The organism is Malonomonas rubra, from assembly GCF_003247215.1.
GTDB classification, from domain to species: domain Bacteria; phylum Desulfobacterota; class Desulfuromonadia; order Desulfuromonadales; family Geopsychrobacteraceae; genus Malonomonas; species Malonomonas rubra_A.
Genome location: NZ_QKAP01000063.1, coordinates 39,092 through 64,805, shown reverse-complemented (window position 1 = coordinate 64,805; position 25,714 = coordinate 39,092). Strand labels below are relative to the sequence as shown.

At 52.8% G+C, this 25,714-nt stretch carries 25 protein-coding genes; 24 read left to right on the top strand and 1 reads right to left on the bottom strand.

Annotated features, from left to right (window positions below):
- The first annotated feature begins 97 nt into the window (after nt 1-97).
- The 18 genes from leuB to Q7J88_RS06100 all read left to right on the top strand — a co-directional run bounded on the left by leuB (nt 98) and on the right by Q7J88_RS06100 (nt 18,289).
- Nucleotides 98-1,186, top strand: coding sequence for a 3-isopropylmalate dehydrogenase (leuB, locus tag Q7J88_RS06185; RefSeq protein WP_303721286.1), 1,089 nt, complete (start codon nt 98-100; stop codon nt 1,184-1,186).
- 394 nt (nt 1,187-1,580) lie between these two features.
- Nucleotides 1,581-1,775, top strand: a complete 195-nt coding sequence (locus tag Q7J88_RS06180; protein ID WP_303721285.1) for a hypothetical protein — start codon at nt 1,581-1,583, stop codon at nt 1,773-1,775.
- Between the two features lie 51 nt (nt 1,776-1,826).
- On the top strand, nt 1,827-2,561 hold the full coding sequence (truA, locus tag Q7J88_RS06175) for a tRNA pseudouridine(38-40) synthase TruA (protein ID WP_303721284.1): 735 nt from the start codon (nt 1,827-1,829) through the stop codon (nt 2,559-2,561).
- A gap of 145 nt (nt 2,562-2,706) precedes the next feature.
- Entirely contained in the window at nt 2,707-3,135 is a 429-nt protein-coding gene (gene rplM / locus Q7J88_RS06170) for a 50S ribosomal protein L13 (RefSeq protein ID WP_303721283.1), read from the top strand.
- 11 nt (nt 3,136-3,146) lie between these two features.
- Entirely contained in the window at nt 3,147-3,539 is a 393-nt protein-coding gene (rpsI, locus tag Q7J88_RS06165) for a 30S ribosomal protein S9 (RefSeq protein WP_303721282.1), read from the top strand.
- A gap of 171 nt (nt 3,540-3,710) precedes the next feature.
- Nucleotides 3,711-4,748, top strand: a complete 1,038-nt coding sequence (gene argC, locus Q7J88_RS06160; RefSeq protein WP_303721281.1) for an N-acetyl-gamma-glutamyl-phosphate reductase — start codon at nt 3,711-3,713, stop codon at nt 4,746-4,748.
- A gap of 244 nt (nt 4,749-4,992) precedes the next feature.
- Nucleotides 4,993-5,250 (top strand): hypothetical protein, encoded by a 258-nt coding sequence (locus tag Q7J88_RS06155; protein WP_303721280.1) that lies wholly within the window; start codon nt 4,993-4,995, stop codon nt 5,248-5,250.
- A 168-nt stretch (nt 5,251-5,418) separates the two neighbouring features.
- Nucleotides 5,419-6,456 carry a tRNA preQ1(34) S-adenosylmethionine ribosyltransferase-isomerase QueA gene (queA, locus tag Q7J88_RS06150; protein WP_303721279.1) on the top strand — a complete coding sequence of 346 codons (1,038 nt, stop codon included), beginning with the start codon at nt 5,419-5,421 and terminating at the stop codon, nt 6,454-6,456.
- Between the two features lie 17 nt (nt 6,457-6,473).
- The gene (tgt, locus tag Q7J88_RS06145) at nt 6,474-7,592 is read left to right on the top strand and encodes a tRNA guanosine(34) transglycosylase Tgt (protein WP_303721278.1); all 1,119 of its coding nucleotides are present in this window, start codon (nt 6,474-6,476) and stop codon (nt 7,590-7,592) included.
- 62 nt (nt 7,593-7,654) lie between these two features.
- Nucleotides 7,655-7,960 (top strand): preprotein translocase subunit YajC, encoded by a 306-nt coding sequence (yajC, locus tag Q7J88_RS06140; RefSeq protein ID WP_303721277.1) that lies wholly within the window; start codon nt 7,655-7,657, stop codon nt 7,958-7,960.
- Nucleotides 7,961-8,036: 76 nt separating this feature from the next.
- Nucleotides 8,037-9,635, top strand: coding sequence for a protein translocase subunit SecD (secD, locus tag Q7J88_RS06135; RefSeq protein WP_303721276.1), 1,599 nt, complete (start codon nt 8,037-8,039; stop codon nt 9,633-9,635).
- A 15-nt stretch (nt 9,636-9,650) separates the two neighbouring features.
- Nucleotides 9,651-10,562 carry a protein translocase subunit SecF gene (gene secF / locus Q7J88_RS06130; protein ID WP_303721275.1) on the top strand — a complete coding sequence of 304 codons (912 nt, stop codon included), beginning with the start codon at nt 9,651-9,653 and terminating at the stop codon, nt 10,560-10,562.
- A gap of 24 nt (nt 10,563-10,586) precedes the next feature.
- On the top strand, nt 10,587-11,159 hold the full coding sequence (locus tag Q7J88_RS06125) for a tetratricopeptide repeat protein (protein WP_303721274.1): 573 nt from the start codon (nt 10,587-10,589) through the stop codon (nt 11,157-11,159).
- Between the two features lie 45 nt (nt 11,160-11,204).
- Nucleotides 11,205-12,080, top strand: a complete 876-nt coding sequence (locus tag Q7J88_RS06120; RefSeq protein ID WP_303721273.1) for a right-handed parallel beta-helix repeat-containing protein — start codon at nt 11,205-11,207, stop codon at nt 12,078-12,080.
- Nucleotides 12,068-13,792, top strand: coding sequence for a single-stranded-DNA-specific exonuclease RecJ (recJ, locus tag Q7J88_RS06115; protein WP_303721272.1), 1,725 nt, complete (start codon nt 12,068-12,070; stop codon nt 13,790-13,792). The genes Q7J88_RS06120 and recJ overlap by 13 nt, the downstream gene beginning before the upstream one ends.
- On the top strand, nt 13,789-14,772 hold the full coding sequence (murB, locus tag Q7J88_RS06110; RefSeq protein ID WP_303721271.1) for a UDP-N-acetylmuramate dehydrogenase: 984 nt from the start codon (nt 13,789-13,791) through the stop codon (nt 14,770-14,772). The genes recJ and murB overlap by 4 nt, the downstream gene beginning before the upstream one ends.
- A 97-nt stretch (nt 14,773-14,869) precedes the next feature.
- The gene (locus tag Q7J88_RS06105; RefSeq protein ID WP_303721270.1) at nt 14,870-15,880 is read left to right on the top strand and encodes an ABC transporter substrate-binding protein; all 1,011 of its coding nucleotides are present in this window, start codon (nt 14,870-14,872) and stop codon (nt 15,878-15,880) included.
- Between the two features lie 51 nt (nt 15,881-15,931).
- Nucleotides 15,932-18,289: an ATP-binding protein gene (locus Q7J88_RS06100; RefSeq protein WP_303721269.1), complete on the top strand. Its 2,358-nt coding sequence runs from the start codon at nt 15,932-15,934 to the stop codon at nt 18,287-18,289.
- Here the strand turns inward: Q7J88_RS06100 and Q7J88_RS06095 are convergent.
- On the bottom strand, nt 18,286-19,467 hold the full coding sequence (locus tag Q7J88_RS06095; protein ID WP_303721268.1) for a pyridoxal phosphate-dependent aminotransferase: 1,182 nt from the start codon (nt 19,465-19,467) through the stop codon (nt 18,286-18,288). The two genes, Q7J88_RS06100 and Q7J88_RS06095, sit on opposite strands and share 4 nt — an antisense overlap.
- Before the next feature lie 101 nt (nt 19,468-19,568).
- Here Q7J88_RS06095 and Q7J88_RS06090 point away from each other — a divergent pair, with 101 nt between their 5' ends.
- The 6 genes from Q7J88_RS06090 to ispH all read left to right on the top strand — a co-directional run bounded on the left by Q7J88_RS06090 (nt 19,569) and on the right by ispH (nt 25,587).
- Nucleotides 19,569-20,525, top strand: coding sequence for an ADP-ribosylglycohydrolase family protein (locus Q7J88_RS06090; protein ID WP_303721267.1), 957 nt, complete (start codon nt 19,569-19,571; stop codon nt 20,523-20,525).
- A 104-nt stretch (nt 20,526-20,629) separates the two neighbouring features.
- Nucleotides 20,630-21,736: a prephenate dehydratase gene (pheA, locus tag Q7J88_RS06085; protein WP_303721266.1), complete on the top strand. Its 1,107-nt coding sequence runs from the start codon at nt 20,630-20,632 to the stop codon at nt 21,734-21,736.
- Between the two features lies 1 nt (nt 21,737).
- Complete coding sequence (locus Q7J88_RS06080; protein WP_303721265.1) at nt 21,738-22,604, top strand: prephenate dehydrogenase/arogenate dehydrogenase family protein; 867 nt, start codon at nt 21,738-21,740, stop codon at nt 22,602-22,604.
- 49 nt (nt 22,605-22,653) lie between these two features.
- Entirely contained in the window at nt 22,654-23,952 is a 1,299-nt protein-coding gene (aroA, locus tag Q7J88_RS06075; protein WP_303721264.1) for a 3-phosphoshikimate 1-carboxyvinyltransferase, read from the top strand.
- 101 nt (nt 23,953-24,053) lie between these two features.
- Complete coding sequence (gene cmk, locus Q7J88_RS06070) at nt 24,054-24,728, top strand: (d)CMP kinase (protein ID WP_303721263.1); 675 nt, start codon at nt 24,054-24,056, stop codon at nt 24,726-24,728.
- 10 nt (nt 24,729-24,738) lie between these two features.
- On the top strand, nt 24,739-25,587 hold the full coding sequence (ispH, locus tag Q7J88_RS06065) for a 4-hydroxy-3-methylbut-2-enyl diphosphate reductase (RefSeq protein ID WP_303721262.1): 849 nt from the start codon (nt 24,739-24,741) through the stop codon (nt 25,585-25,587).
- The last annotated feature ends 127 nt before the right edge of the window (nt 25,588-25,714 follow it).

Genomic DNA, 25,714 nt, shown 5'->3' with positions numbered 1-25,714 from the left:
TGAAACAAAAAAATTGACAAAAAAACAGGCCCTTCCTATAGTCTTAGCCGTTTCGCCCCGCCGTGTGGGGTTTTAAATTATTTGAGGAGAAATTGAAATGGCATCGACTTACAAGGTTGCAGTTTTGCCCGGTGATGGGATTGGGCCTGAGGTTATGGCCGAAGCACTTAAAGTGCTCGACGCGATTGAAAAAAAATTCCATGTGAAATTCGAGCGCACTACCGCCAACGTTGGTGGTGCCGGTATCGATAATGAAGGCAAGGCGCTGCCCGACAGCACCGTAGAAATCTGCAAGGCCTCCGAGGCCATTCTGTTCGGTAGCGTCGGTGGCCCGAAGTGGGAAAGCCTGCCACCCGACGAGCAGCCAGAGCGGGGTGCGCTGCTACCGTTGCGCAAGATTTTCGGTCTGTTCTGCAACCTGCGCCCAGCAATCATTTTCCCGGCCTTGACCGGGGCATCCAGTTTGAAGGAAGAGGTGATTGATGGTGGTTTCGACCTGCTGGTGGTGCGTGAGCTGACCGGTGGTATCTACTTCGCCGAGCCGAAGGGAATCGAGGGTGAAGGCGTTGCTCGCACCGGTTTCGACACCATGAAATATTCGGATGCTGAGATTGAGCGAATCTCCCACGTCGCTTTCGAGGCTGCCCGCAAGCGGGGCAAGAAAGTCTGCTCCATCGACAAGGCGAACGTGCTGTCGACCTCGGTTGTCTGGCGTGAAACTGTCGAGCGGGTCGCCAAGGAATATCCGGATATCGAGTTGTCACATATGTATGTCGATAACGCCGCGATGCAGCTGGTACGCTGGCCGAAGCAGTTTGACGTAATGCTCTGTGGCAACATGTTCGGCGACATTATTTCCGACGAAGCGGCCATGCTGACCGGTTCCCTCGGCATGCTCCCTTCCGCGTCGCTGGCGGAAGGTTCCTTCGGTATGTACGAGCCGTCCGGCGGCAGCGCTCCCGATATAGCCGGGCAGGGGATTGCCAATCCGATCGCCCAAATTCTTTCTGCCTCGATGATGCTGCGTTACTCCTTCGGGATGGTAGAAGCAGCTGACGCAATCGACGCTGCGGTCGAAAAGACTCTCAACGACGGTTATCGTACTGGTGATATCTATCAGGGAAAAGAAGGCGAGAAGAAGGTCAATACCGTTGAAATAGGTGATGCGATTATCGCACGTCTCTAAGTTTATGGCGGCCTCGGTCGTTTGAGGTCTATCTCGATCAGGGGGCGATTGCGTCCCCTGATGCAGTTTTATGCCGAGTTTTGGACAAGCATATCCGGGAGTTTGCCGGGCAGGCGGCAGCAACCTGCATCAGCTTGACCCTCGCCTGAATTTGCTGTTGCCCTGCCTTTTGCTGGGCAATCTTTTCTCGACAATGAATGGTTGCCGGGCTGTTGCATCTGTATTTTACTCCCAGTCGCACCCTGCTTGGTACCAAGTGGCTTTCGTATGATGGCCTGTTGAGTGGTTTGCTGGTCGATAACCAACTGTTGCAACGCTTTGGATTGTCGGTTCGAAAAGCTGCAGTGGGGCGGATCCTTGGAATACAGTTTTTTTTTCGATCATTTGTGAAGAGGTGGCCCAGCTTCAGGATGAGTCTGAGGTTTCCAAAGGGTTCGCGGGGCTCAAGGGCAGGGCTGTATTGGTTGCTCCTCTGCTGATGCACCTGATTGATCTGGCTGATCGATTGGCGGAGGAGATCCCTTTCGGAGTTCAGGCAAAAATCGCGACTCATGAGGACTGTGATCGTCGTTTGACGCGCTATGATTGAGTTGTTTTTGCTGTTGGAATCTTTTTGCTGGCTCTAATCTGGATGGTTTAGATGGCTAGAATCAAGTTAACGATAGAATATGATGGCACCGATTTCGTTGGCTGGCAGGTGCAGCCGAATGGGGTTTCAATCCAGCAGCGGGTTGAACTCGCTCTGGAGCAATTGCTGGGAGAAAAGGTGCGGGTGTATTCCTCTGGACGAACTGACGCTGGTGTGCACGCACTCGGCATGGTTTGCCACTTCGATTCGGATCGGGGACTGCCGTTAAGCGCCTGGCGAGAAGGGGTGAATCGATTTTTGCCGGTCACCATCGCCGTTCGCAAGGCCGAGATTGTCGATGATGATTTTCATGCCCGTTTTTCGGCAAAGAGGAAACGCTATCGTTACAGCTTGATGCGTACTGAGGTGCGCTCGCCGCTGCAGCGACGTACCAGTTGGCAGATTCGGCAGCCTCTCGATATGGTAAGTATGCGCAGGGCGGCCCAACAGTTCGTCGGCGAGCATGATTTTGCCGCCTTCCGTACCAGCGGCTGTGCAGCGGAAACAACCTGGCGGAGGATATTTTCAGTAGATCTGATCGAAGAGGGAGAAATGTTGTATATCGATGTCTGCGGATCCGGTTTTCTGAAAAACATGGTGCGGATGATGATCGGCACTCTGGTGGAAATCGGCCGTGGAAAGCGCCCAGTCATCGATGTCGAAAAGCTGCTGTGCGGTAGCATGGAAATCGGCCCGGCGCTGACCGCTCCAGCCCAGGGTTTGTGCCTGATGGAAGTCGAGTATTGACGGATCGATTAAGCCGCTGAAATATTGCCGAAATATTCTAGGATTTGCTGTCGAATTCCCTTGACAGTGAGGGGCAAGTCGGATACCTTTTCCGCTTTGTGAGCCCCACAACCCCTAAAGATATGTAAATCTGGAGAGGAACGCGATGAGTACTCAAATCGCTAAAGAGCAAGATATCAAGAGAGCTTGGTACGTGGTCGATCTTGAGGACGTCGTCCTCGGTCGCGCCGCGACTGAAATTGCCCGCGTTTTGCGTGGCAAGCATAAGCCAATCTACACCCCGAGCGTTGACACTGGCGATTTCGTTGTTGTGCTGAATGCCGATAAGGTCAAATTGACCGGTAACAAACTGGCCGACAAGAAATATTACCACCATACTGGTTACCCTGGTGGTATCCGTGAGATCAACGCAGAGAAGCTGCTTGCTAAAAAACCGGAGATGGTTCTGCAGTCGGCTGTTAAGGGTATGCTGCCCAAGAGCAAGCTGGGTCGCAAGATGTTCAAAAAACTCAAGGTCTACGCCGGTGGCGAACATCCTCATGCCGCCCAGCAGCCTAAAGAACTGAAGATTTAGGAGATAGCTAGATGGCTGAGCAGAAGTTTTACGCAACTGGTAAAAGAAAAACCTCAATCGCCCGTGTCTGGTTGAAGCCGGGTAGCGGCGAGATCACCATTAACAAGCGCACTATAGATGAGTTCTTCGGTCGCGAAACCTCCAAGATGGTGGTTCGTCAGCCGCTTGAACTGACCGACAATGCAGGCAAGTATGACATCTACGTCAACGTCTGCGGTGGCGGTGCTTCTGGCCAGGCAGGAGCCATTAAGCATGGCATCACCCGTGCTCTGCTGGAGATTGATCCTGAACTGCGTGCCGTTCTGAAGAAGGCAGGCTTCATTACTCGTGACAGCCGCGTCAAAGAACGGAAAAAGTATGGCCGCCGTGCAGCGCGCCGGAGCTTCCAGTTCTCCAAGCGTTAAGCGCTACAGGCTGTTTCGTACAGCAGATTGTTCGATCAAAAGAGGGAAGCCTGACGGGTTTCCCTCTTTTTTTATCCGGGGTCGACAAGGGCCGGTTCAATAGCTATTATGCATAACAATTATTACGGTTTAGATTCCATTCCTTTGTGAATGGGAGATAGGGAAATAACTATGTTGAAAGTCGCTGTAGTCGGAGCTAGTGGGTATACCGGCGTTGAATTGATTCGGCTTTTGATCGGCCATCCCGAGGTAGAGATAACCTGTGTTACATCTCGGCAGCATGAAGGTTTGCCGATCAGCCGGGCTTTTCCTTCGCTGACCGGTTTTTGTGAACTGGTCTGCGAGTCGCTCGATGTTGACGCGATTGCCGCAAAGTCGGAGTTGGTATTTACTGCCCTGCCGCACAAGTCGGCGATGGATGTTATTCCGGGTTTTCTTGCCGCCGGTTGCAAGGTTGTCGATTTGTCGGCAGATTACCGCTTGAAGGATCAGGCGGTTTATGAGCACTGGTATCAGGAACATAGCAGCCCGGAGCTTTTGGCCGAGGCGATCTACGGTCTTCCGGAGCTGTTTCGGTCGGAAATTGCGGGAGCGAGATTGATTGCCAATCCCGGTTGCTATCCAACCAGCGTTGCCCTCGGCTTGGCACCCTTGCTAAAGTACGATCTGGTCGATCCTTCGACCCTGGTGATCGACAGCAAGTCGGGAACTAGCGGGGCCGGGAGGGGAGCCAAGCAAGGAAGCCTCTATTGCGAAGTTAATGAGGGTTTTAAGGCCTATGGAGTGGCTAGTCACAGGCACACTCCTGAAATCGAACAAACCTTGACGGTTTTGTCCGGAAGTCCGGTTCTGGTCAATTTTACTCCGCATTTATTGCCGATCAACCGGGGAATCCTGTCAACAATGTATGCGACCCTGCGCGGGGAGGAGAACACCGCTGAACTTATCGGGCTGTATCAATCTTTTTATGGCAAGGAAAAGTTCGTGCGGGTAATGCCTAGTGGGGAGTTGCCGAATGTTGCCTATGTCCGTGGCACAAACTTCTGTGATATCGGCGTGGTCAGTGATGAGAGGACTGGGCGTGTGATAGTCGTGTCAGTGATCGATAACCTGGTCAAGGGCGCTGCTGGTCAAGCGGTACAGAATATGAATTTGATCTGCGGCGTTAAGGAGCAGCTAGGACTCGGAATCGTACCACTTTTCCCCTAGTTTTTCAGACTGGATAATCGTGAAACTATCAGTTGATTTGTCTTTGCTGTGGGAGCATTTTTATGTTGGCATGCGGTCACTCCATAGCTGACTATCAGGTTGTCACGCCGCTCAACGAAAACCCATTATTTGTGATATATCAGGTCGCAGGACCCGTGGGGGACGCTGCCCGCATGCTGCTGTTTCCCGCTGAACTGACTGCGGGAAAAAAGCCCGCAAGGTATCTATTGATCAGGCGAACCTGTTGATCGGTCAGTCTTTCTCCGGGCAGATTGGCCTGTTGGCTGCTGAAGCAACGGTTAGTCACAGTTATTGTGTTTATCCATTTCCAGTCGGCATCTCTCTGAAGGATTGTCTCGCAAGCCCTTTCCCGGTTCGCCGAAGCCTGGAACTTATCGAGCAGGTTGCCGGATTGCTGGAGATGGCGCACGCTGCAGGCCTCTGGCACGGGAATCTTTCTCCGGCAACGATATTTGTCGATATACACTTTTCTGTGTGTTAAACGCGATCATCGATAAATGGTATTCATGTGTATAATACGGTATTTTAGAAAAAAAGCAGCAATTCTAATCTGGGGAAAAGGTCCTACAAGAGCACCGTGGAAAGCAATTGACTTTGATTTTTGATTATGATTCTCTAGGTCGCTGGTTTTACCGTTTGGAAAGTACTGATGCAGCTAAATGATTTCGATTTTGCTCTGCCGGAAGAGTTGATCGCTCAACAGCCGGCTGCGCGACGTGATACGTCGCGTTTAATGTCTTTGGAAAGAGAAACAAAACGGGTCTCCTGTGGAAATTTTAGTGATCTGCCGAACTTTTTCTGTTCTGGAGATCTACTGGTCCTGAACGATACCCAGGTTATCCCGGCACGCTTATTGGGGCAGAAGCAGACTGGCGGGAAGGTCGAGATTTTCCTCGTTCGGCGGGATATGCAGACCGAAGCGGCGGAAGAGTGGTTTTGCCTGACCAAGAGCTCACGGGCACCTAAGCCAGGGACTCTGGTCGAGTTGGAGGCTGGGTTACAAGGGGAAATCTTAGAGGAAGTGGAGTCGCCTTACCGCCGGGTAAGATTTCACTGCGACGGCAACTTCATGCAACTGGTCGAGAAAATCGGCCATCTACCATTGCCGCCCTATATCAAACGTGAAGATAGCCAAGACGACCGTTCCCGGTACCAGACCGTTTTTGCCCGCGAAAAAGGAGCGGTCGCAGCGCCGACAGCCGGCTTGCACTTCACTGAAGAGATATTGCAGCGCTTGCGTAATATAGGGGTAGAGATTTGCTCGCTGACATTGCATGTCGGTCTGGGAACCTTTTTGCCGGTGCGGGTAGAGGATGTGTCGCAGCATAAGATGCATAGCGAGATCTACCATGTTCCGCAGGCGACGGCGGATGCCGTGAATCGGGCCCGTCGGGAAGGTCGCCGTATTTTCGCGTTGGGAACCACTAGCGCCCGAACCCTCGAGACGGCGGTAACCAAGGATGGCAGGTTGCAGGCAGGACGGGGAGAGAGCGATATTTTTATTTATCCCGGTTATCGTTTTAAGCTGGTCGATGCATTGATCACCAACTTTCACCTGCCGAAATCGACGCTGCTGATGTTGGTGTCCGCCTTTGGCGGTCGCGAATTTATTCTGTCTGCTTATCGTCGTGCGGTTGAAGAGCGGTTCCGTTTTTTCAGCTACGGCGACTGCATGCTGATCTACTAACAAGGAGCGGCGGAGCATTGTCCGCATTTAGATACGATCTATTAAAACAGGACAGCATATCACAAGCGCGGCGCGGGCGGATCACAACTGCGCGTGGCGTTATTGATACGCCTGTTTTTATGCCGGTCGGGACCCAAGGAACGGTCAAGGGGTTGTTGCCGGAGGCGCTCAAAGAAATCGGTGCCCAGATCATTCTGGCCAACACGTACCACCTCTATTTGCGGCCCGGCCACAAACTGGTGCAGCAGCTCGGTGGACTGCATAAGTTTATGAACTGGGATCGGCCGATTCTGACAGATAGCGGCGGTTTTCAGGTGTTCAGCCTTGGCGAGCTTCGCAAGATTAGCGAAGAGGGGGCGTCCTTCCAATCGCACCTCGACGGCAGCAAACATCTGCTGACCCCGGAGCTGTCGATTGAGATTCAGCAGGCGCTCGGCTCGGATATCATCATGGTGTTTGACGAGTGTATCCCGCATCCGGCTGAACGCAAGTATGTGATAGACTCGACCAACCTGTCTGCCCGTTGGGCCAAGCGTTGCCGGAAAGCGATGCCGGCCTGTTCTTGCGATTCTGCCCTGTTCGGCATTGTCCAGGGGGGAATGCATACTGATCTGCGTCGCCAAAGTGCCGAGCAACTTTTGGAAATTGGCTTCGAGGGGTATGCACTGGGCGGTCTTTCGGTGGGTGAAGAAACTGTGCTTATGTACGAGATGATGGAGTTTGCCCTGCCACTTTTGCCGGAGGGTAAACCGCGCTACGTGATGGGGATCGGCACTCCGGAAAATTTAGTAGAGGGTGTGGCGCGCGGTTGTGATATGTTTGACTGCGTTATGCCGACCCGCAACGCGCGCAACGGCAATCTGTTCACCAACTTCGGCAAGATCAGCATCAAACAGGCGAAATACCGCGAAGATAAGCAGCCGATCGATCCTGACTGCGATTGCTATGTCTGCCGCAATTACAGTCGGGCGTACCTGCGGCATTTGTTTATGAGTGGAGAAATTCTGTCATCAGTACTTAACACGCACCACAATCTTTATTATTATCAACAACTCATGGCGGGAATTCGGTCGGCTCTTGAGAGCGGGAACTTTACTGAATTTCGAGCCGAGTTTTATCGGAAAAGAAACCAGTAATTTTTTTATTTTTGCCAGTCTCTGTTTTTGGCACTGAACACGCAACGGGAGGAACTCTACTTATGGCAACAGAAGCATTCGCAATGGCAGGGAACGGTGCAGCGCAAGGTCAGCAGGGGTATGAAGGGCTGATCATGCTGGTCGCGATGTTCGCGATTTTTTACTTTCTGCTGATTCGTCCACAGCAGAAAAGGGCCAAGCAACATAAGGAATTGGTTAGTAACCTCAAGCCGGGTGATCAGATTGTCACTGCAGGCGGCATCCACGGCAAAATCTCTTCCGTTGAAGAGGCCACCATCGTCCTCGAGGTTGCCACCGGGGTGAAGATGAAAATGAACCGTTCGGCCATCACCGAGGTCAAGCAATAGTCTTTTGCCCGACCGGACGGAAAACAGATGGTCTTTTGACCAGACATGTTGATATCTAAAGGGAGATACGACGCAGATGTCCAATAGTCTAAAACTCAGGGGTGGCCTAATAATCTTCTGCCTGCTCCTGTCACTTTTCGCCATGGCCCCGACATTGATGCGGGACAGCCTGCCGCAGTGGTGGCTTAATACTTTCGACCCGATTCATCTTGGTCTCGACCTGCAGGGCGGGATGCACTTGGTGCTGGGTGTCGATGTCGATAAGGCGGTGGAAAGCCGGATCGATACCATTATTGATCAGGTTGAAACACAGTTGCGTGAGAAGGATATTGTCTTCAAGCGGATTGAGCGCCGTCAGGGCGACCGCCTGGTGATAATCGTCTATGATCAAGAAGAGGGGGCCAAGGTCGATACCCTGATGACCGAAAATTACCCGTCTTTGGAAGCGGAAACCTTCAGTGGAGTTGGCGGTTATATTGAAAAGCATTATCGCTTGAGCGACAGTGAGATCGCCAACGTCAAGGACTATGCGGTGCGCCAGGCGCTGGAAACCATGCGCAACCGGGTTGACCAGTTCGGCGTCAGTGAGCCGACCCTGCAGCGTCAAAGTGGTAACCGAATTCTGATTCAGCTGCCCGGTGTCAAGGACCCTGAGCGGGCGATCTCGCTGCTCGGTAAAACCGCGCGCCTCGAATTCAAAATGGTGGCCGAAGATGCCAATGTGCAGGATGCCATTGCCGGAAAGCTTCCGGAAGGAACTCAGCTGCTTTACGAGAGGAGCACTAATCGTTCGACCGGTGCGGTGACCGAGACTCCACTGGTGGTATACGATAAAACCGTGTTGACTGGTGACCTGCTTTCCGATGCCAACGTGCGAATTAATACCCGTTTCAACGAGCCATATGTCGCCATCGATTTTAACTCCGTCGGTGCCAAGCGCTTCGATCAGATCACAGCCGCCAATGTTGGGAAGCGGATGGCGATTGTGCTGGATGACTCGGTCTACTCGGCTCCGGTGATCCGTGAGCGGATTGCTGGTGGCAGCGCGCAGATCTCAGGCTCTTTTACCTCCCAGGAAGCGACTGACCTGGCGATTGTGCTGCGGGCAGGTTCTTTGCCTGCACCGGTGAAAATCCTCGAAAATCGTACCGTTGGTCCGTCCCTTGGTCAGGATTCGATCGACAAGGGGATCAAGTCGATCCTGATCGGTGGCCTGCTGGTGGTTGTCGCCATGATCATCTACTACCAGTTTTCTGGTGTCGTAGCTGTCGTGGCCTTGGTTCTTAATCTGCTGTTCATCTCGGCGATGCTGTCGATGTTCGGTGCAACTCTTACCCTGCCGGGTTTGGCAGGTATCGTGCTGACTGTCGGTATGGCAGTTGACGCCAACGTCTTGATTTTTGAACGGATTCGCGAGGAGCTGCGGCTCGGCAAGGCGCCTAAGATTGCTCTCGAGGTCGGCTATGGCAAGGCGTTCCTGACCATTATCGATGCCAACCTGACAACCCTGTTGGCGGCCCTGGTCCTGTTCCAGTTTGGTACTGGGCCGGTTAAAGGTTTTGCCGTGACCCTGTCGATCGGTATTATTGCCTCGCTGTTTACTGCGATCTTCGTGTCGCGGGTTATTTTCGACTTTTTCCTGCAGGGCCGCGAAGTCAAGCGGCTAAGTATATAAGGAGGCTTTTGCGGCATGCAGCTGATCAAGCCTGATACAAATTTCGATTTTGTTGGCAAACGCAAACTGGCGCTGATTGTTTCCGCGGTTTTGATACTGGTCGGACTTGTCTCGTTGGTGGTCAAAGGTGGTCCCGATTACGGTATCGACTTCGCTGGTGGTACGTTGGTGCAGGTTCAGTTTTCTGAGGATACCGATCCTGCCGCGATTAAAAAGGCGCTCTCCGGGATCGAACTCGGCAGCCTGGTCGTGCAGTCGTTCGGTGATAACCAGAACGAGTTTCTGATCCGGGTTGAGAACAGCTCCGCTGAGTTGCAAGGACTTTCGGACCAGATTGAAAAGGCCTTGGAATCAACCTATAAAGATGGCTCCGTAGATATCCGCCGGGTCGAGATGGTTGGGCCGCAGGTTGGTAAGGACCTGCGTTCCAAAGGTCTGCAGGCAATTCTCTATGCCATGCTCGGGATTCTGGTTTATATTTCCTGGCGTTTCGAATTCCGCTTCGCCGTCGGTGCGATCCTTGCCTTGGCGCATGACGTGCTGATCACTCTGGGGGCTTTCAGTGTCTTCGGTAAGGAGATCGACCTACCGATCATCGCGGCTTTTCTGGCGATCATCGGTTATTCGCTCAACGACACCATCATCGTCTACGACCGAATCCGCGAAAATCTCGGCAGACACCATAAAGAAAATTTTTCGTTTATTGTCAACCGCAGTGTTAACGAGACCCTGTCGAGAACCTTGCTGACCTCGGGGACAACCCTGTTGGTTGTACTGGCTCTGTTTGTTCTCGGTGGTGGTGTGATTCACAATTTCGCATTTGCTATGCTGGTTGGTGTGTTGGTTGGTACCTACTCGTCGATTTTTGTCGCCAGCCCGGTACTGATCTTCTGGGAGCAGCGTAAAAAGGCATCTGCCAGTTCTTAACCGATCATCAGCGGAGGTTAGAGGATGAAGAAAGAGACGATTTTACTGGTCGTCGTTTCCTTGATTGTTGGTGGCTTGATCGCAGTCATATTCACCAATATGCAGGATAAAAACCCCCAGGTTGCAGGAAACGGCGCTCCGCCTGCGGCCCCTGCGGTCAACTATCAGCAACAGATTTCGATGCTGGAAGGGATCGTGGCTAAAGAGCCGTCCAATCGTAATGCCTGGGTTCAGTTGGGGCACAACTATTTTGACTCGGACCAAGCGATGAAGGCAGTCGAGGCCTATGAAAAAGCATTGGAACTGGACCGGAACGATCCCAACATATTGACTGATCAAGGGGTTATGTATCGGCGGCTCGGTTGGTTCGATAAAGCGATCAAGAATTTCGAAGAGGCGAATAAGCTGAATCCGAACCATCAGCAGAGCCTTTACAATCTCGGCATCGTTTATCGTTATGATCTGCAGGATATCTCCAAAACGATCGAAACGTGGGAAAAATTCCTGGCGATCAACCCAAGCGGCCCGGGTGCAGCGCAGGTCCGGGCGGATCTGGAAGCGCTGAAGAATCAACCAACGACTCAACAACCACAATAAATTGATCGACTCAGGCCGGGGTTCGCCCCGGCCTGACTTCTTTCTATGACGAGACTCTTGCTGCGTCTGCTGTTTTATATTTTGCTGCTGGTTCCATTAGGTTTGCTCCCCTCTTGTGCGATGAAGCCGATCGTTCAAGGCGATTTGCAGGGACAGATCGAATGGCGGGGGGAGGTTTATCTGCGGGGGAATGTTATTTTGGTTGAAGATGCCGTCCTCACTATTGCCCCTGGCACCAAAGTTTTTTTTCTGCCGCTTGCGCCAAGCGAAGATGAGCTGAGCGAGCATCCCTATTTCCCAGGAAGTGAACTGATAGTACGCGGGAAGCTGCTAGCGGAAGGCACCGCGGATGCGCCGATCTCTTTCCAGTATATTGAAGCCAGTGCTCCGCCAGGGAGCTGGGGAGGGATCAATATTGAAGGTTCGCCCCAAGCCCGGTTTGAGTATTCCGTTTTTCGCCAGGCCGACAGTGCCGTGCATGCACGCGAGTCTTGGGTGGTGGTGGAAAATTCTCGCTTTGCTAACAACTTGGTCGGTGTCCGTTTTCATGACACGAAAATGTTGATCGAGAAGAATCTGTTTGAGAACAACGGCGCAGCCATCCGTTTCCATTTCGGTGCTCCGGTCATCTGTAAAAACCTGATCCGCAATAACGATAAAGGCCTGTTCATCTCTTCGGCGCCACAAGACTACAAGATTGAAAACAACAGTTTTATCGACAACCGTATCTACGAAGTCAGTTTGGGTGAAGGGGTGCGTAAGCAGGTGGTGCTGAAGAAAAACTTCTGGGGAGGGCACACAGCAAAAAGTCTTCCGACCCGCTTTTATGACGGCCGGATCGATGACTGGCTGGGCATCATCGATTATCTGCCGATGCGCTCAAATCCAGACCCGGATGCGAGGGATCGATGGAACCGGTGAAGGGACGGCGCTGGCAGCTGCGGGACAGCGAACCGAGCCTGGCGGAAGTAAACTTTCTGTCTGAAAAGCTCGCTATCCAACCTCTGACGGCACGAGCTTTGTTGTTGCGCGGGATTTGTACCGCTGAGCAAGGTCAGGAATTCATCCATGCCCGTCTTGGAACCTTGCCAGATCCGAGTCTGTTGCCCGACATGGCAATTGCTTGCAGCCGCCTGGAACAGGCCTTGGTGCGCCGGGAGAAAATCGCTGTGCATGGCGATTATGACGTCGATGGTATTACCGGCTGCACGCTGCTGGTCGAAACCCTGCGCCAGTTGGGCGGGCAGGTCGAATACCATATCCCGCTTCGGATGAAAGATGGTTACGGACTTTCAGCTGATGCGATCCGTCAGGCTAAGGATAACGGTTGCCAATTGATCGTCTCGGTCGACTGCGGAGTTACCGCTCACGCCGAAGCCGATCTTGTTTCCGAGCTGGGGCTCGATCTGATCATCACCGACCACCATCAGCCTCCCGATGAACTGCCAATCTGTTTGGCGCTGGTCAATCCACATCTGCCGGGTAGTCGTTTCCCCTGGACAGAGTTGTCCGGCGTTGGAGTAGCCTTTTTTCTGCTGGTCGGACTGCGGCGACGTTTACGTGAAAACGGTTACTTCAATCATCATCCCGAACCAGATTTGCGGCAAGGTCTGGATCTGGTCGCATTAGGCACGATTGCTGATATTGTCCCGCTCAGTGGCGTCAATCGAATCCTAGTGCGTGCTGGGTTGCAACTTCTTCAGCAGGGGACACGACCGGGGATGGCGGCCCTGAAAAAGGTGGCTGATGTCAATCAGGTCACCTGTGGAGCGGTCGGCTTCCGGCTGGCACCGCGGTTAAATGCCGCCGGCCGTTTGGAAGATGCTGCTCTCGGCGTCAAACTTTTGCTCGGCGACGATCTGCAGGAGGTGCAGGAACTGGCTGAACTTCTCGATAGTTTCAATCGTGACCGCCAGCAGATAGAGCAGCAGACCCTGGAGCAGGCAATCAGCCGTCTCTCAGAACTGGAGAAAAAAGAGCGCTACAGCATTGTTTTGGCCGATCCGCGTTGGCATTCCGGCGTGATCGGCATCGTTGCCAGCCGCTTGGTAGAGCGTTATCATCGGCCGACCGTGATGATCTCTTTGGAAAAGGAGCAAGGCAAAGGTTCCTGCCGTTCCATCAGTAACTTTAATCTCTATCGCGCTTTGCAGCAATGTGCCGAGCCACTGTTCGGTTTCGGCGGCCATGCAATGGCGGCCGGTCTTTCTTTATCCGTGGAAAAGCTGGAAGTTTTTACCGAGCTTTTCGAGCAGGTCGCTCGCCGGGAATTGACTGCTGAAGATCTGGTGCCGAAAATTTCCCATGACGGGCAATGCCGATTGTCCGATTTGAGCATGAGACAGGTTGCGGAGCTGGAAACTTTGCAACCCTTCGGGGCAGGAAATCCGCAGCCTGCTTTTTATGCCGAAAACTGCAGCGTGATTGCACCGAGGATTTTAGGCGAGAAGCATCTCAAGTTTGACGTCGAGCGGGATAATCTGCAACTTGGTTGTATCGCCTTCGGTATGGCCGAACGATTCGAAGAACTGTCGGATGAAGTCGATCTGTTGTTTCGGCCTGGCATCAACCGCTGGCGCGGGCAAAGTTCAGTTCAACTGCAGGTGGTCGATTTTCGTAGGGCCAACAGATGACGGAAGGACTACAGAAAATAGCTGCCGCCGGGGTCGGCAAGATCACTGAGAACGCTCCACTGGCAAAACACAACAGCTGGAAGATCGGCGGTTCTGCTGACCTGTTTGTTGAACCGGAATCGGTTGCGCAGGTTGCAACCGTAGTGAAGTTGGTGAAGGAATACCAAGTTCCACTGGTGGTGATCGGGCAGGGGACCAACCTGTTGTTCGACGATGCCGGGGTACGTGGCGTTGTAATGAAGATCGGTGCAGCGCTCGGTTCGATCCGTATCGAGGGGCAGAAGATTATCGCCGGTGGCGGAACTTGGGTTCCGCAATTGGCGCGTTTGTCGATGCGTGCCGGGTTGACCGGGCTGGAACACACGGTCGGTATTCCCGGAACCCTCGGCGGACTGGTGATGATGAACGGCGGCAGCCAGCGCAAAGGGATTGGAGAGAACATTGTGCGGGTGACGATTGTCGATGCGCAAGGAGAAGTGCGGCACTTGAACCGAGAGGACTGCGCCTTTTCCTACCGGCACAGTGATCTGCAGGGGACCGGCTGCGTTGTGGTCGAGGCTGAGCTTGAGTGCCCTCAGGGAGATTTGGATGAAGTGCGGCGTGAAATGATCGATGATTTGCGTATGCGTCGGCAGAAGTTTCCGCGTAAACTTCCGAACTGTGGTTCAGTGTTTCTCAGTACCGCTGAAATGCATGCCAGCGTTGGTCCGCCAGGGAAAATCATCGAGGATGCCGGCCTGAAAGGAACCCGCGTCGGGCAGGCGGAGGTTTCTCGCCAACATGCCAACTTTATCGTTAATCAAGGCGGTGCCAGTTCCGCTGACGTTTTGGCGTTAATCGAACTGATTAGAAAAACCGTGCATCAGCAGATCGGATTCGAACTTGAATGTGAAGTACGCTATGTCAGTCCTGAAGCCGTGCTTAAACCCGCCCATCTGCAAGCTGAAATCGGTTTTCAGAAGTCATTGTATCCTTGTTAATCTCTGAGCGGTCTGCTTGGGAACACTTTTATTTTTCTTGCACGTTGGCGAATAATCATGTAAATAATCTAATTTAACTGCTACGGAAAAGGAGCAGATGATGCCGTTTCCTCGCTTCCGCTATCCACTGAACGCTTTGCTGGTATTTTGCGTCCTGTCGATACTGGTCTCTTCTGCATGCTGTGACGAGATTGATCTGAAGAACAAAAAGATTCTGGTCGTCATGGGGTATCATGAGGATTATCCTTGGCATGAGGAAACCAGAGTCGGGATCGAGTCGGTACTCAGCACAGCGCAGCTCAATTATTTTTACATGGATACGAAAAGAAATCTGGCGGATGGGGAAGCCAAGGCCAAGGAGGCCTTTGAGCTTTATCAGGCCCTGAAACCTGATGCGGTAATCGCTGCGGAAGATAACGTCCAGTCAATGTTCGTTGTTCCTTATCTGATGAACAAGGTTAAAACACCCGTGATTTTTTGCGGGGTCAACGATGATGCAACAAAATATGGGTATCCTGCTAAAAATGTAACCGGCATCTTGGAAAAAAAGCATTATCGCGAAAGTATCAGTCTTCTGCAGTTGATTTCACCCATGGTCAAAAAAATCGCGGTACTTTATCGTGAAACACCTTCAAACAGGACCAACATCGCTCAACTTGAAAAAGAAGCAAAACTGTATAAAGCGGAAATCTCAGAATTTGTGAGGATTGAAAACGAGCACCAGCTGGTGACAGCACTGGCTGATCTTCAACTCCGTGCAGACGCCTTGCTGGTTCTGAATCTCTCCGGAACACCGGCAAAAAGTGGTAGCCCTTTGTCTTCGGAAGAGGTGATCAACCTGGTGAATCGGTACTGGGGAAAACCGACGCTCGGGGTTTCCGCCTGGGAGGTGGAAGCCGGGCTTCTCTGCGCTGTGGCAAAGCTGGGGCAAGAGCAGGGGGCTGTTGCAGCAAGAATGGCTGTCGAGCTAATGTCCGGGACCGATATAGAGTTGTTGCCCATCACCCAAAATCGCAATGGTCATCGCGTGATCAATGTTGGAATTGCCGAGCAGCTTGGACTCAAGCTGAAACCGATCGCATTAATCGGTGCCGAACTGGTGAAATAAACATCTTGAGCTGCGGGCAATCGACGTTGATGACGAGCGAGGAAGCGCCGAATGGCAAACGCGCCATTTTTTAAAACGAAACCTGCGATCATCTTTTTGCTGGTCGGAATTGCTTCGCTGACCGCAGTCGGCCTTTCCTTGGCCTATCTCGTCTACAATATCGACAGTATTCAACAGCTCATTGTCCGTGAGATGGGAAATCAGTACCAGATCATGGCACTGAATTCACCTCTGGAAAAAGTCATCTTCGATCTTGAACAGGATGTGCAGAACGTTGCTGTGCATAGTAACGAAGATCTCTCCGCCTCAGAGCGTTCCAGTCAACATTTCCTGCAGGAAATTGCCGATCTCAGAGGGGATTTTGATCTGATTGAATCAACTGAGCAACGGCAACTGAGACTTGAATTACTCAGCGATTACGGAGATGATTTCACGCGCTACGCCATGAACAATATCGGCATCAGCCAGCTGTTCTCTCGCTTGCACGAAACGCATCAGTTTTTTTTAGACCACCTTGATGCGATGGAAGAGAAAACTGGGCAGAAGATGATCGAGTATACATTGTCCGGTAAAGATCCGTTGGTGTTGCGGCAGATGTTCGCCATCATTCCGCTTTGTCGGGAACATGTGCTCAAAGCCCGCTATCTGATCGAAGTCGAAATCTCTGGCCGGGGTGGCATGAATGAACCGGAAAACGCGTCTGCAGAAGAGACGTTGTCGGCTGGAGCCTTGGAGATACTGAGGCAGGCACTCGATACCTTGACCGATGGATTTGACGAAATCTCTAGACATGCAGATGTACTGTTGGCGCGTATTCCAGCCTACGCAACTGATGTGGCGCAGTTGCAAAGTGCTCTTGTACAGCAACGGAGTCTGCGCAGCAAACTGAATTCTTCGCGGGCAGAATTGATAGCCGTTCTGCAGCAGTCACGTGACAAAATGCTGAAGAATATGGATCATTTCCCCACGGCGACCGAGTCGTTTTCCCGGCGGGCGCTGTTGGTTTCTTATGGCGTCAGCGCGGTTGTTTTGAGCATCTTCATGCTGGCCTGGCTGGTGATGAGGCGCGTTAGTAGGCGGATGGAGCGATCGATGCACGCTGCGATTGACCTCAAGCAAGAGTTGCAGGAGAAAAACCAGGCGCTACTGCAGGAGATGGCCGCTCGGGAACGCGATGAAGAGTCCCGCAAAGAATTGGAGGCGCAGCTTCGACATTCTCACAAGATGGAAGCCATTGGCACACTGGCTGGCGGTGTCGCCCATGATTTTAACAATATCCTGGCTGCCGTTCTTGGCTATACAGAGCTGGCGATTATGCGCGCCGGTCAAGGGCGGGACAACGGCGCGGCACTTGCCGAAATCAAGAAAGCCAGTATCCGCGCCAAGAATCTGATCGGGCAGATCCTGGCTTTTAGCCGGCGCAGTGAGCAGAACTTTTCGCCTGTATCATTGGGGCCGGTGATTTCCGAAGCGGTTATGCTGCTGCGTTCGACCCTGCCAACGACTATCGAACTTAAGCTGACCCTTGATGAGTCGGCGGATGGGCTAGTTGTGCTGGCCGATCAGACTCAGATCCATCAGATTGTCATGAACCTCTGTACCAACGCCTTTCATGCCATGCGGCAATGCGGTGGGCGGCTTGATGTTGACTTGAAAAAAGTGGATATCACCAGCTCATGCGTGGTTTCGGAAGGGGACAGTTTGCCTGTGGGAAGTTACTGCAGGATTCTGGTCAAGGATACCGGGGAAGGGATCGATACACATCTGGTGGAAAGGATTTTCGAGCCTTATTTCACGACCAAAGTGCGCGGTGAGGGAACCGGCATGGGGCTGGCGATGGTACATGGCATTGTCCAAGCTCATAACGGCCGGATCAATTGTCAGAGCACCCTTGGGGTAGGAACCAGTTTTGAGGTGTTGTTACCGCTGGTCTGTGCTGATCAAATAATAAAAGGCACCTACCGAGAAGAAGAGCCTATCGGAGGGCATGAGCACATTTTGCTGGTTGATGACGAGGTCGAAGTGATTGAAGCGCATCGGCAAATGCTCTGTGAGATCGGCTATCGCGTCTCGGTTGCCGTTAACGGTCTTGAGGCTTTGACCTGCTTTGAAGTACAGCCTGACCAATTCGATCTGGTGTTAACCGATATGACCATGCCGCGAATGACGGGAGCTGAATTAGCGGTCAAGCTATTGGAGATTCGGCCGGATCTGCCGATTTTGATGTTTACTGGTTTTAGTGATTCGATAGACGAACGCAGATCCCGTCAGCTTGGGATCGGGGGATTTCTGTTAAAGCCGGTGAGCTTTGAGGACATGGCACGCAATATACGACAGTTACTTGACCAGTCGTCACGGGACGCCCAGAGCAGGGCATTTTCTGCCCCGGGCGCAATAGCAGGTGCTTAGAGCCCGACCTCTTTTGCCAACTCTTCCCAGCGGGGCAGACTGCGCTCAATCATCTCATCATCAACACAGTAAGCGATGCGGAAGTAGCCTGGGACGCCGAAACCGGAGCCAGGAACCAGCAGGATACAGTACTTCTGAGCAAGTCTTATAAACTCCATTTCGTCAGTCAGCGGTGATTTCGGAAACAGGTAGAAGCCGCCACCCGGCTTGATCATCTCAAAACCAAGGGCGGTCAACTTATCGTAGAGTAGGTCGCGTTTTCGGCGGTAAATTTCGCTGTCAACGCTGCTGTGCTGCAGCTTGGTGACCAGGCGTTGCATCAGTGCTGGAGCGTTGACGAAGCCGAGCACCCGGTTACAGAAGATGGCGCCTTGCATGAACAGAGCGACATCGGTCATCGCCGGGTTGGCGGCCAGATAACCAATCCTCTCGCCCGGTAGAGCTAGGTCTTTGGAGTGCGAGGTGACGATCACGGCGTTTTCAACACAGTTGAAGATACAGGGAACCTCTTCGCCGTAACTGATCTTAGCGTACGGTTCATCGGAAATCGCTGTGATGCTAGTGCCGAAGTGCTGTTCTTTTTCTTTTAACAGCACCCCGAGGGCTTTGAGGGTTTCCTCCGGATAGATCACCCCAGTCGGGTTGTTCGGCGAGTTGATGATGATCGCCTTGGTCCGTTCGCTGATGGCGCAACCGATTGCCTTCAGGTCGGGCTGAAAGTTGTCATCAGTGGCAACGGTGACAGGAATCCCCTGGTGGTTGTCGATGTAGAACTTGTACTCGACAAAGAAGGGAGTCAGGATGATGACCTCGTCACCCGGATTGAGCAGGGTTTTCAAAACCACGTTCAGTGCCGCGCCGGCACCGCAGGTCATGACCACATGGTTGCCGGTTACCGGCTGCGTGCAGTTCTCGGCGATTACCTCGGCGACTGCGGCGCGGGTCTCGTCGAAACCGGCGTTGTTCATGTAACGATGCATGCCCGGAACTGGGTTGTTGGCGATTTGTTTCAGCTCTTCGTGGAGTTCCGCGGGTGGTTCAATGGTCGGGTTGCCGAGGGTGAAGTCGAAGACCTGGTCGGCCCCGTACTGCTCGCGCAGAGCAGCCCCTTCCTCGAACATTTTGCGAATCCAGGATGCGCCTTTGACACATTCATTGACTTTTGTCGAGATGGCCATTAATTCTGTCCTTTCAGATGTCCTGCCGGGGATACCCCGATGTTGAATCTGCAGCAGTTTAACTGCGTGTTTACAGTGGGTCAAGGAGGTTCATTTCATTGATGCTGGTTCAGCGAAAAGAAAGATTCGTTGGTGCAATTCTGGGGTGCGCTTTCGGTGATGTGCTTGGTGCTGCGGTTGAGATGCAGTCACGGCAGGAAATCCTGCTGCAGCACCCGCAACTTGTTCGTGATTTTCTTCCCTCGCAGCAGGGCCTCGGGTTCGGCTGCTATACTGATGATACTGAGATGACCCTGGCGCTGGCACGTTCGATTTTGCGCAAAAAGGAAGTTGACGGGGCTGATTGTGCAGCTGCCTACGCCGAGACGTTTACCCCGGAACGGGGATATGGGCGCAGCGCGGTGCAGGTACTGACTGCGTTGCAGCAAGGTGCAGACTGGTTGAGCAGTGGGAACATGTTATTTGCCGATGGCTCTTTCGGTAACGGCGCAGTAATGAGGATCGCGCCGATCGGTTTGCTGTATGGTCTGCTTGACCACCAGCAGCTTTACCAAAAGGTGAAGCTAGCCGTCTGGATGACCCATACCCATCCTGAAGCAATTGATGCTGCTTTACTGCAGGCTAGAGCGATCGGCCTGATGCTGGCGGCTGATGAATTGCCCGACGCGCAGGGTTTCCTCGAAAAATTGTTTTGTTTTGTGCCTGAATCGACTCTGAATGTGAAGTTACAGGGTTTGGCCCTGCTGCTGAACCGGTTCGCTACGGCGGATGAAGTGGTTGCCGAGTTTGGTTGTGGAGTGCGTAGCGCCGATTCCTGGCCGCCGGCACTTTGGGCCGCGCTACGGTTTATCGATGATCCGGAGGAAGCGATCGTTCAGGCTGTTAACCTAGGTGGAGACACTGATACAATTGGGGCGATGACCGGTGCTCTGGTTGGAGCCCTGCATGGCGACCAGTGGTTCCCGACGCGGTGGTACGAGCAACTGGAGAACGGAACGGCCGGGCGTGACGAGTTGATCGAAGTCGCTGAAAGACTGGCGGAATTTTCAGCGTGCTGAACCAAAGGTTTATTGTTGTGAAAACTACTGGATTCGTTGATTTTCAATGCTATTTAGGCTAAATTCCTGCATTCCATCATTCCTTTTAGACAGAGCAGAAAATTATGGCAAATGACAATTTGAAAAAATTGCGCGAGCAGATCGATGCGATTGACGATCAGATTCTTGAGCTACTCAATCAGCGCGCCGAAGTGGTTATCGGGGTCGGCAAGGCGAAAGAGGTCGGCGACGGAACCTTTTATGTGCCGAGTCGGGAAAAAGCGATTTACGAACGTCTGACCGGGCAGAATCAGGGACCCTTCTCGAACGAGGCGGTAGTCAAGGTGTTCCGCGAGATCATCTCTGCTTCACTGAACATGGAACTGCCGATGCAGGTTGCCTTTCTCGGGCCGCAATCGACCTTTACCCACATGGCGGCGATGCAACAGTTTGGACTTTCAGCACTGCTGGTGCCGCTCAAAAGCATTCCGTCGGTGTTTGAAGAAGTCGAGCGTGGCCGTGCCCATTACGGGGTGGTTCCGGTGGAAAACTCCACAGAAGGCGTGGTCAACCACACTCTCGATATGTTCATCGGTTCCGATCTGCAGGTGATTGCCGAGGTTATGCTGGAAATTTCACATAACCTGTTGTCGAAAACCGGCAATATCGATCAGATCAGTAAAATTGTTTCCCATCCTCAGGCGTTGGCCCAGTGTCGGCATTGGTTTGAAGCAAACCTGCCGGATGTGCCGCTGGTCGATGTCGGCAGCACTGCTGCTGCGGCACAGTTGGCCGCAGAGGATGAAACCGCTGCGGCGATCGCCAGCGAGGCGGCCGTGATTCAGTACGGTCTGAAGATTGTCAAGGCGAAGATTGAGGACAATCCGAATAATTTCACCCGTTTTTTGGTGATCGGCAAGAAAACGCCGGAAAAGAGTGGTCAGGACAAGACCTCGATCATGTTCAGCGTCAAAGATCAACCGGGAATTCTCTACCGGATGCTCGAACCGTTCAGCAAACGGCAGATCAACCTGTCGAAGATCGAAAGCCGGCCGATGAAGCAGAAGGCCTGGGAATATATCTTTTTCCTTGATCTGATCGGGCACATTGACGACCAGCCGATTTCAGATGCAATCGAAGAGTTACGAGTCCACTGCCATTTTTTAAAAGTGCTCGGTTCCTACCCGATCGCCCGTCAGGAAAAGCTAAATGGTGCGAAAGGGGAAGGGTAAGATGGCTGATGTTCTGATTCCGCGGTTGGCAATCATCGGCGTCGGTCTGATCGGTGGCTCTTTGTCGCTGGCACTGAAAGAAGCTGGCGCTGTTGGCGAAGTAGTCGGCTGCGGTCGTGGTAAGCCGAACCTGGAAAAAGCGCTCGAACTGGGCGTGATCGATTGGTATTCGCGCGATCCGCTCAACGCGGTCAGGGATGCAGATGTTGTTTTTCTGGCGACGCCGGTGAAAACGCTCGCGACTGTCACCAAAGAGCTGCTGCCCGGCTGCAAGTCAGGGGCTATCATCACAGATGGTGGTAGTGTCAAGGGGGCTGTTGCCGAGATGATTGAACCGCTGATACCGGAAGGGATCCATTTTGTTCCCGGTCACCCGATTGCCGGGACTGAAAAGAGTGGTGCTGAAGCGGCCTTTCCCACTTTGTATCGGGGGAAACGCTGCATCTTGACGCCGACGGAAAATACAGACCCGGAGGCGCTGGCGCTGGTGGAAAAAATGTGGGAGCTGGCTGGCAGCGAAGTGGTAAAGATGTCGCTGGAAAAGCATGACCGAGTGCTGGCGTCGATCAGCCACCTGCCGCATATGGTTGCATATTCACTGGTCAATGCCGTCGGTTCTTACGATCACTACGAAGAGAATATTCTCGAATATTCGGCTGGCGGTTTCAGAGATTTTACCCGTATCGCATCCTCTGATCCGACTATGTGGCGGGATATCGCTGAGACCAACCGGGATGGGTTGCTGGAAATGATGGAGCAGTTCGAGACCTATTTTGCCGAACTGAAGGCGGATATCGCCGAAGGCAACAGCGAGAAACTGTTTGAGTTTTTTAATCGTTCCAAACAGCTGCGCGACGCGATTTTATAATTCAGCGGCCGATTCGAAGAGTTGCCTGCTAGCAGAAAAAAGGTTGAAAATGCACAAATACGAAACCAGAACAATCATTCAGACGAACTCGCTGCGTGGCGAAATAGTTGTTCCTGGCGATAAATCGATCTCCCACCGGGCGATCATGTTTGCTTCGCTAGCCGAAGGTGAAAGCCGTGTCCGTGGGCTGCTACGGGGCGAAGATTGTTTATCGACACTCAAGGCATTTCAAGCGATGGGCGTTGCGGTCGAGGAGAAAGGGGATGACGAACTGATCATCCAGGGGCGCGGTATCGGTGGCTTGCTGGAGCCGGAAGACGTGCTTGATTGCGGCAACTCCGGAACCACCATGCGTCTGATGAGCGGGATTCTTGCCGCTCAGCCATTTTACTCGGTGCTGACCGGAGATCAGTACTTGCGCAAGCGCCCGATGGGAAGGGTTATTGGTCCATTGACGGAAATGGGAGCGAAAATCCTCGGGCGCGACGGTAATAAAAAGGCACCCTTAACCATCGAAGGCGGTGGTTTGCAGCCGATAGAGTACAGGTCGCCTGTTGCTAGTGCCCAGGTGAAATCGGCAATTTTGCTTGCCGGAATGCAGGTTGAGGGCACCACAACTGTTTATGAACCACATCTGTCGCGTGATCACAGTGAACGGATGCTACGTTACTTTGGCGCAAAGGTTAAATCATTCGATGGTGGCGCACGGGTGACCGGTCCGGTTGCGCTGCACGGGCGTGAGGTGATTGTGCCAGGCGATATCTCTTCGGCGGCTTTCTTTCTGGTTGCCGGCTTAATCGTCCCCGGCTCCGAGCTGCTATTGAAGAATGTCGGTATCAATCCAACTCGCAGTGGTATCATCGATATTCTTCAGCAAATGGGCGGTTCCATTAAGCCGCTCAATCAGCGGGAGGTTTCGGGAGAGCCGGTTGCAGACTTGCTGGTCAAATCTAGTCCACTTAAAGGGATCGAGATCAGTGGTGAGTTGGTGCCGCGGGCGATCGACGAGTTCCCGGTTGTCAGTGTAGCTGCCGCCTTTGCCGAAGGGGAGACTATCATCCGGGATGCGAAAGAGTTGCGGGTTAAAGAAACCGACCGGATTGCGGCGATGTGCGACACGCTCGGTAAACTTGGGGCGCAAATCGAACCGCTGGAGGATGGCATGCGCGTCATTGGCGGCAAACCGCTAACTGGTGGCATTGTCAATTCGTTTGGTGATCACCGTATTGCCATGAGTATCGCGGTTGCCGCTTTGTGTGCGAGCGGAGAGGTGCTGATCGAAGATACCGGCTGCACCGCGACTTCGTTTCCGAACTTTTGGGAACTGCTGAATGCGATTCGGGGTTGATTTTTCAACCCCGTCCTCTGCTATAGTGGCTTTCAGATAATTTCAACCGGCATCAGCTTTACAGCTTTTGCCGGTTTTCACTTGCCTGAAGGAAGAAATAATTGAGTAACCAATTGATCGTTGCCATTGATGGGCCGTCTGGGGCCGGTAAGAGTACCCTCAGCAAAGCTTTGGCCAAGCAAACCGGCTATACCAATATCGACACCGGGGCCATGTATCGTTCTGTCGCGCTGCTGGCCAAGAGGCAGAAGATAGATATCGAAGATGGGAAAGCTTTGTCGGCACTGTGTGCCGAACTTCAGATCGAATTTGTTCGTGATGGGGAAGTGGAAAAGGTGTTGGTCAATGGTGAGGATGTCTCTCGACAGATTCGTACCCCTGAGGTGAGCTTGTTGACCGCCAAGATCGCTGCGCAACCGGTTGTCCGCGAGGCGATGGTGCGTATGCAGAGACAGATGGGAGAGGCAGGTGGTGTTGTCCTTGAGGGTAGGGATATCGGGACGGTAGTCTTCCCGAACGCGCAAGTGAAATTTTTCCTGTCCGCGACCGCCGAGGAGAGGGGACGTCGCCGTTACGAGGAATTGCGCGCTAAAGGGGGCGAGGTTGACCTTCTGCAGACTATCTCCGAAGTTGAGGAGCGAGACGCTGCAGACTGTGCCCGGGAGCACGCTCCGCTGAAACGGGCCGCGGATGCGATCGATATCGATTCGACCAGCATGTCGATCGAAGAAGTCCTTGATTTCATGCTGCAGGTTATTACCAAAAGACAGGATTAGAGGGCGGCTCATGGAAATTTTTCTGGCGAAAAGTGCCGGTTTCTGTTTCGGAGTCAAGCGGGCAACGCAGATGGCTTTTGACGCGTCGTCAAAACATGAGAAGATTCATTCGTTAGGGCCGCTGATTCATTCGCCGCAGGTAGTCGAGCAGCTTGAAAGGCAGGGGGTGCGGGTCTGCAAACAGGTCTCGGAGATCCCAGGCGGTGCCGTTGTCGTGCGCTCACATGGCATCACAGCGGAAGAGATGCACGAAATTGAAGCCCAGCATCTGGATGTTATCGATGCGACCTGTCCGTTTGTGAAAAAAGCCCAGGATTTTGCCGCCAAGTTGAGCGAGGATGGTTATCTGGTTGTGCTGGTTGGCGAGGCGGATCACCCTGAGGTGCAGGGAATTTTTTCTTATGCAAAAGGGGAGGCGGTGGTGGTGACTAGGGCCGAAGAGGTGCAGGCTTTGCCGAACTATAGCAAGATAGGCATCGTTGCCCAGACGACCCAGCCGCTGGAGAATCTACAGGTGATTGTTTCGGCCTGCCTGTCCAAGGCGAAGGAACTACGGGTCTACAACACGATTTGTGACGCCACGACCTTGCGTCAGCGGGAGGCTCGGCAGATTGCTGCTAAGGTCGATCTGATGCTGGTAATCGGTGGTTTCAACAGTGCTAATACCTCGCGTTTGGCTCGGCTTTGTGAGGAACAACAACCTTGTACCCACCATATTGAAACCGCAGCGCAGCTTCAGGAGGAGTGGTTTGTCAGCAAGGAGCGGGTTGGGATTACTGCTGGTGCTTCCACGCCTGCCTGGATTATCGATGAAGTTTTGCAGCGACTTAAGAAAATTTCTAAAAGGTTAGCCTTTTAATAGGGATTAAAAAGAATAACTGCCTGAAAAATATTGGTTTGTTTTTTGTCTGAGGCTGTGTTATCGTCCGCAGTCTCGAGAGAGTCCGCCGCCGCAAGGTGTCGGGAAATACGCAAGGGGGTTTCAA

Excerpts from the sequence above, each read along its gene's own strand:
- Q7J88_RS06100 (WP_303721269.1), top strand. The coding sequence starts at position 15,932 with ATGGCAAACGCGCCATTTTTTAAAACGAAACCTGCGATCATCTTTTTG.
- Q7J88_RS06080 (WP_303721265.1), top strand. The coding sequence starts at position 21,738 with ATGGCTGATGTTCTGATTCCGCGGTTGGCAATCATCGGCGTCGGTCTG.
- pheA (WP_303721266.1), top strand. The coding sequence starts at position 20,630 with ATGGCAAATGACAATTTGAAAAAATTGCGCGAGCAGATCGATGCGATT.
- recJ (WP_303721272.1), top strand. The coding sequence starts at position 12,068 with ATGGAACCGGTGAAGGGACGGCGCTGGCAGCTGCGGGACAGCGAACCG.
- truA (WP_303721284.1), top strand. The coding sequence starts at position 1,827 with ATGGCTAGAATCAAGTTAACGATAGAATATGATGGCACCGATTTCGTT.
- murB (WP_303721271.1), top strand. The coding sequence starts at position 13,789 with ATGACGGAAGGACTACAGAAAATAGCTGCCGCCGGGGTCGGCAAGATC.
- Q7J88_RS06120 (WP_303721273.1), top strand. The coding sequence starts at position 11,205 with ATGACGAGACTCTTGCTGCGTCTGCTGTTTTATATTTTGCTGCTGGTT.
- leuB (WP_303721286.1), top strand. The coding sequence starts at position 98 with ATGGCATCGACTTACAAGGTTGCAGTTTTGCCCGGTGATGGGATTGGG.
- Q7J88_RS06095 (WP_303721268.1), bottom strand. The coding sequence starts at position 19,467 with ATGGCCATCTCGACAAAAGTCAATGAATGTGTCAAAGGCGCATCCTGG.
- rpsI (WP_303721282.1), top strand. The coding sequence starts at position 3,147 with ATGGCTGAGCAGAAGTTTTACGCAACTGGTAAAAGAAAAACCTCAATC.
- aroA (WP_303721264.1), top strand. The coding sequence starts at position 22,654 with ATGCACAAATACGAAACCAGAACAATCATTCAGACGAACTCGCTGCGT.
- secF (WP_303721275.1), top strand. The coding sequence starts at position 9,651 with ATGCAGCTGATCAAGCCTGATACAAATTTCGATTTTGTTGGCAAACGC.
- Q7J88_RS06105 (WP_303721270.1), top strand. The coding sequence starts at position 14,870 with ATGATGCCGTTTCCTCGCTTCCGCTATCCACTGAACGCTTTGCTGGTA.
- secD (WP_303721276.1), top strand. The coding sequence starts at position 8,037 with ATGTCCAATAGTCTAAAACTCAGGGGTGGCCTAATAATCTTCTGCCTG.
- Q7J88_RS06125 (WP_303721274.1), top strand. The coding sequence starts at position 10,587 with ATGAAGAAAGAGACGATTTTACTGGTCGTCGTTTCCTTGATTGTTGGT.
- queA (WP_303721279.1), top strand. The coding sequence starts at position 5,419 with ATGCAGCTAAATGATTTCGATTTTGCTCTGCCGGAAGAGTTGATCGCT.
- rplM (WP_303721283.1), top strand. The coding sequence starts at position 2,707 with ATGAGTACTCAAATCGCTAAAGAGCAAGATATCAAGAGAGCTTGGTAC.
- Q7J88_RS06090 (WP_303721267.1), top strand. The coding sequence starts at position 19,569 with ATGCTGGTTCAGCGAAAAGAAAGATTCGTTGGTGCAATTCTGGGGTGC.
- ispH (WP_303721262.1), top strand. The coding sequence starts at position 24,739 with ATGGAAATTTTTCTGGCGAAAAGTGCCGGTTTCTGTTTCGGAGTCAAG.
- yajC (WP_303721277.1), top strand. The coding sequence starts at position 7,655 with ATGGCAACAGAAGCATTCGCAATGGCAGGGAACGGTGCAGCGCAAGGT.
- argC (WP_303721281.1), top strand. The coding sequence starts at position 3,711 with ATGTTGAAAGTCGCTGTAGTCGGAGCTAGTGGGTATACCGGCGTTGAA.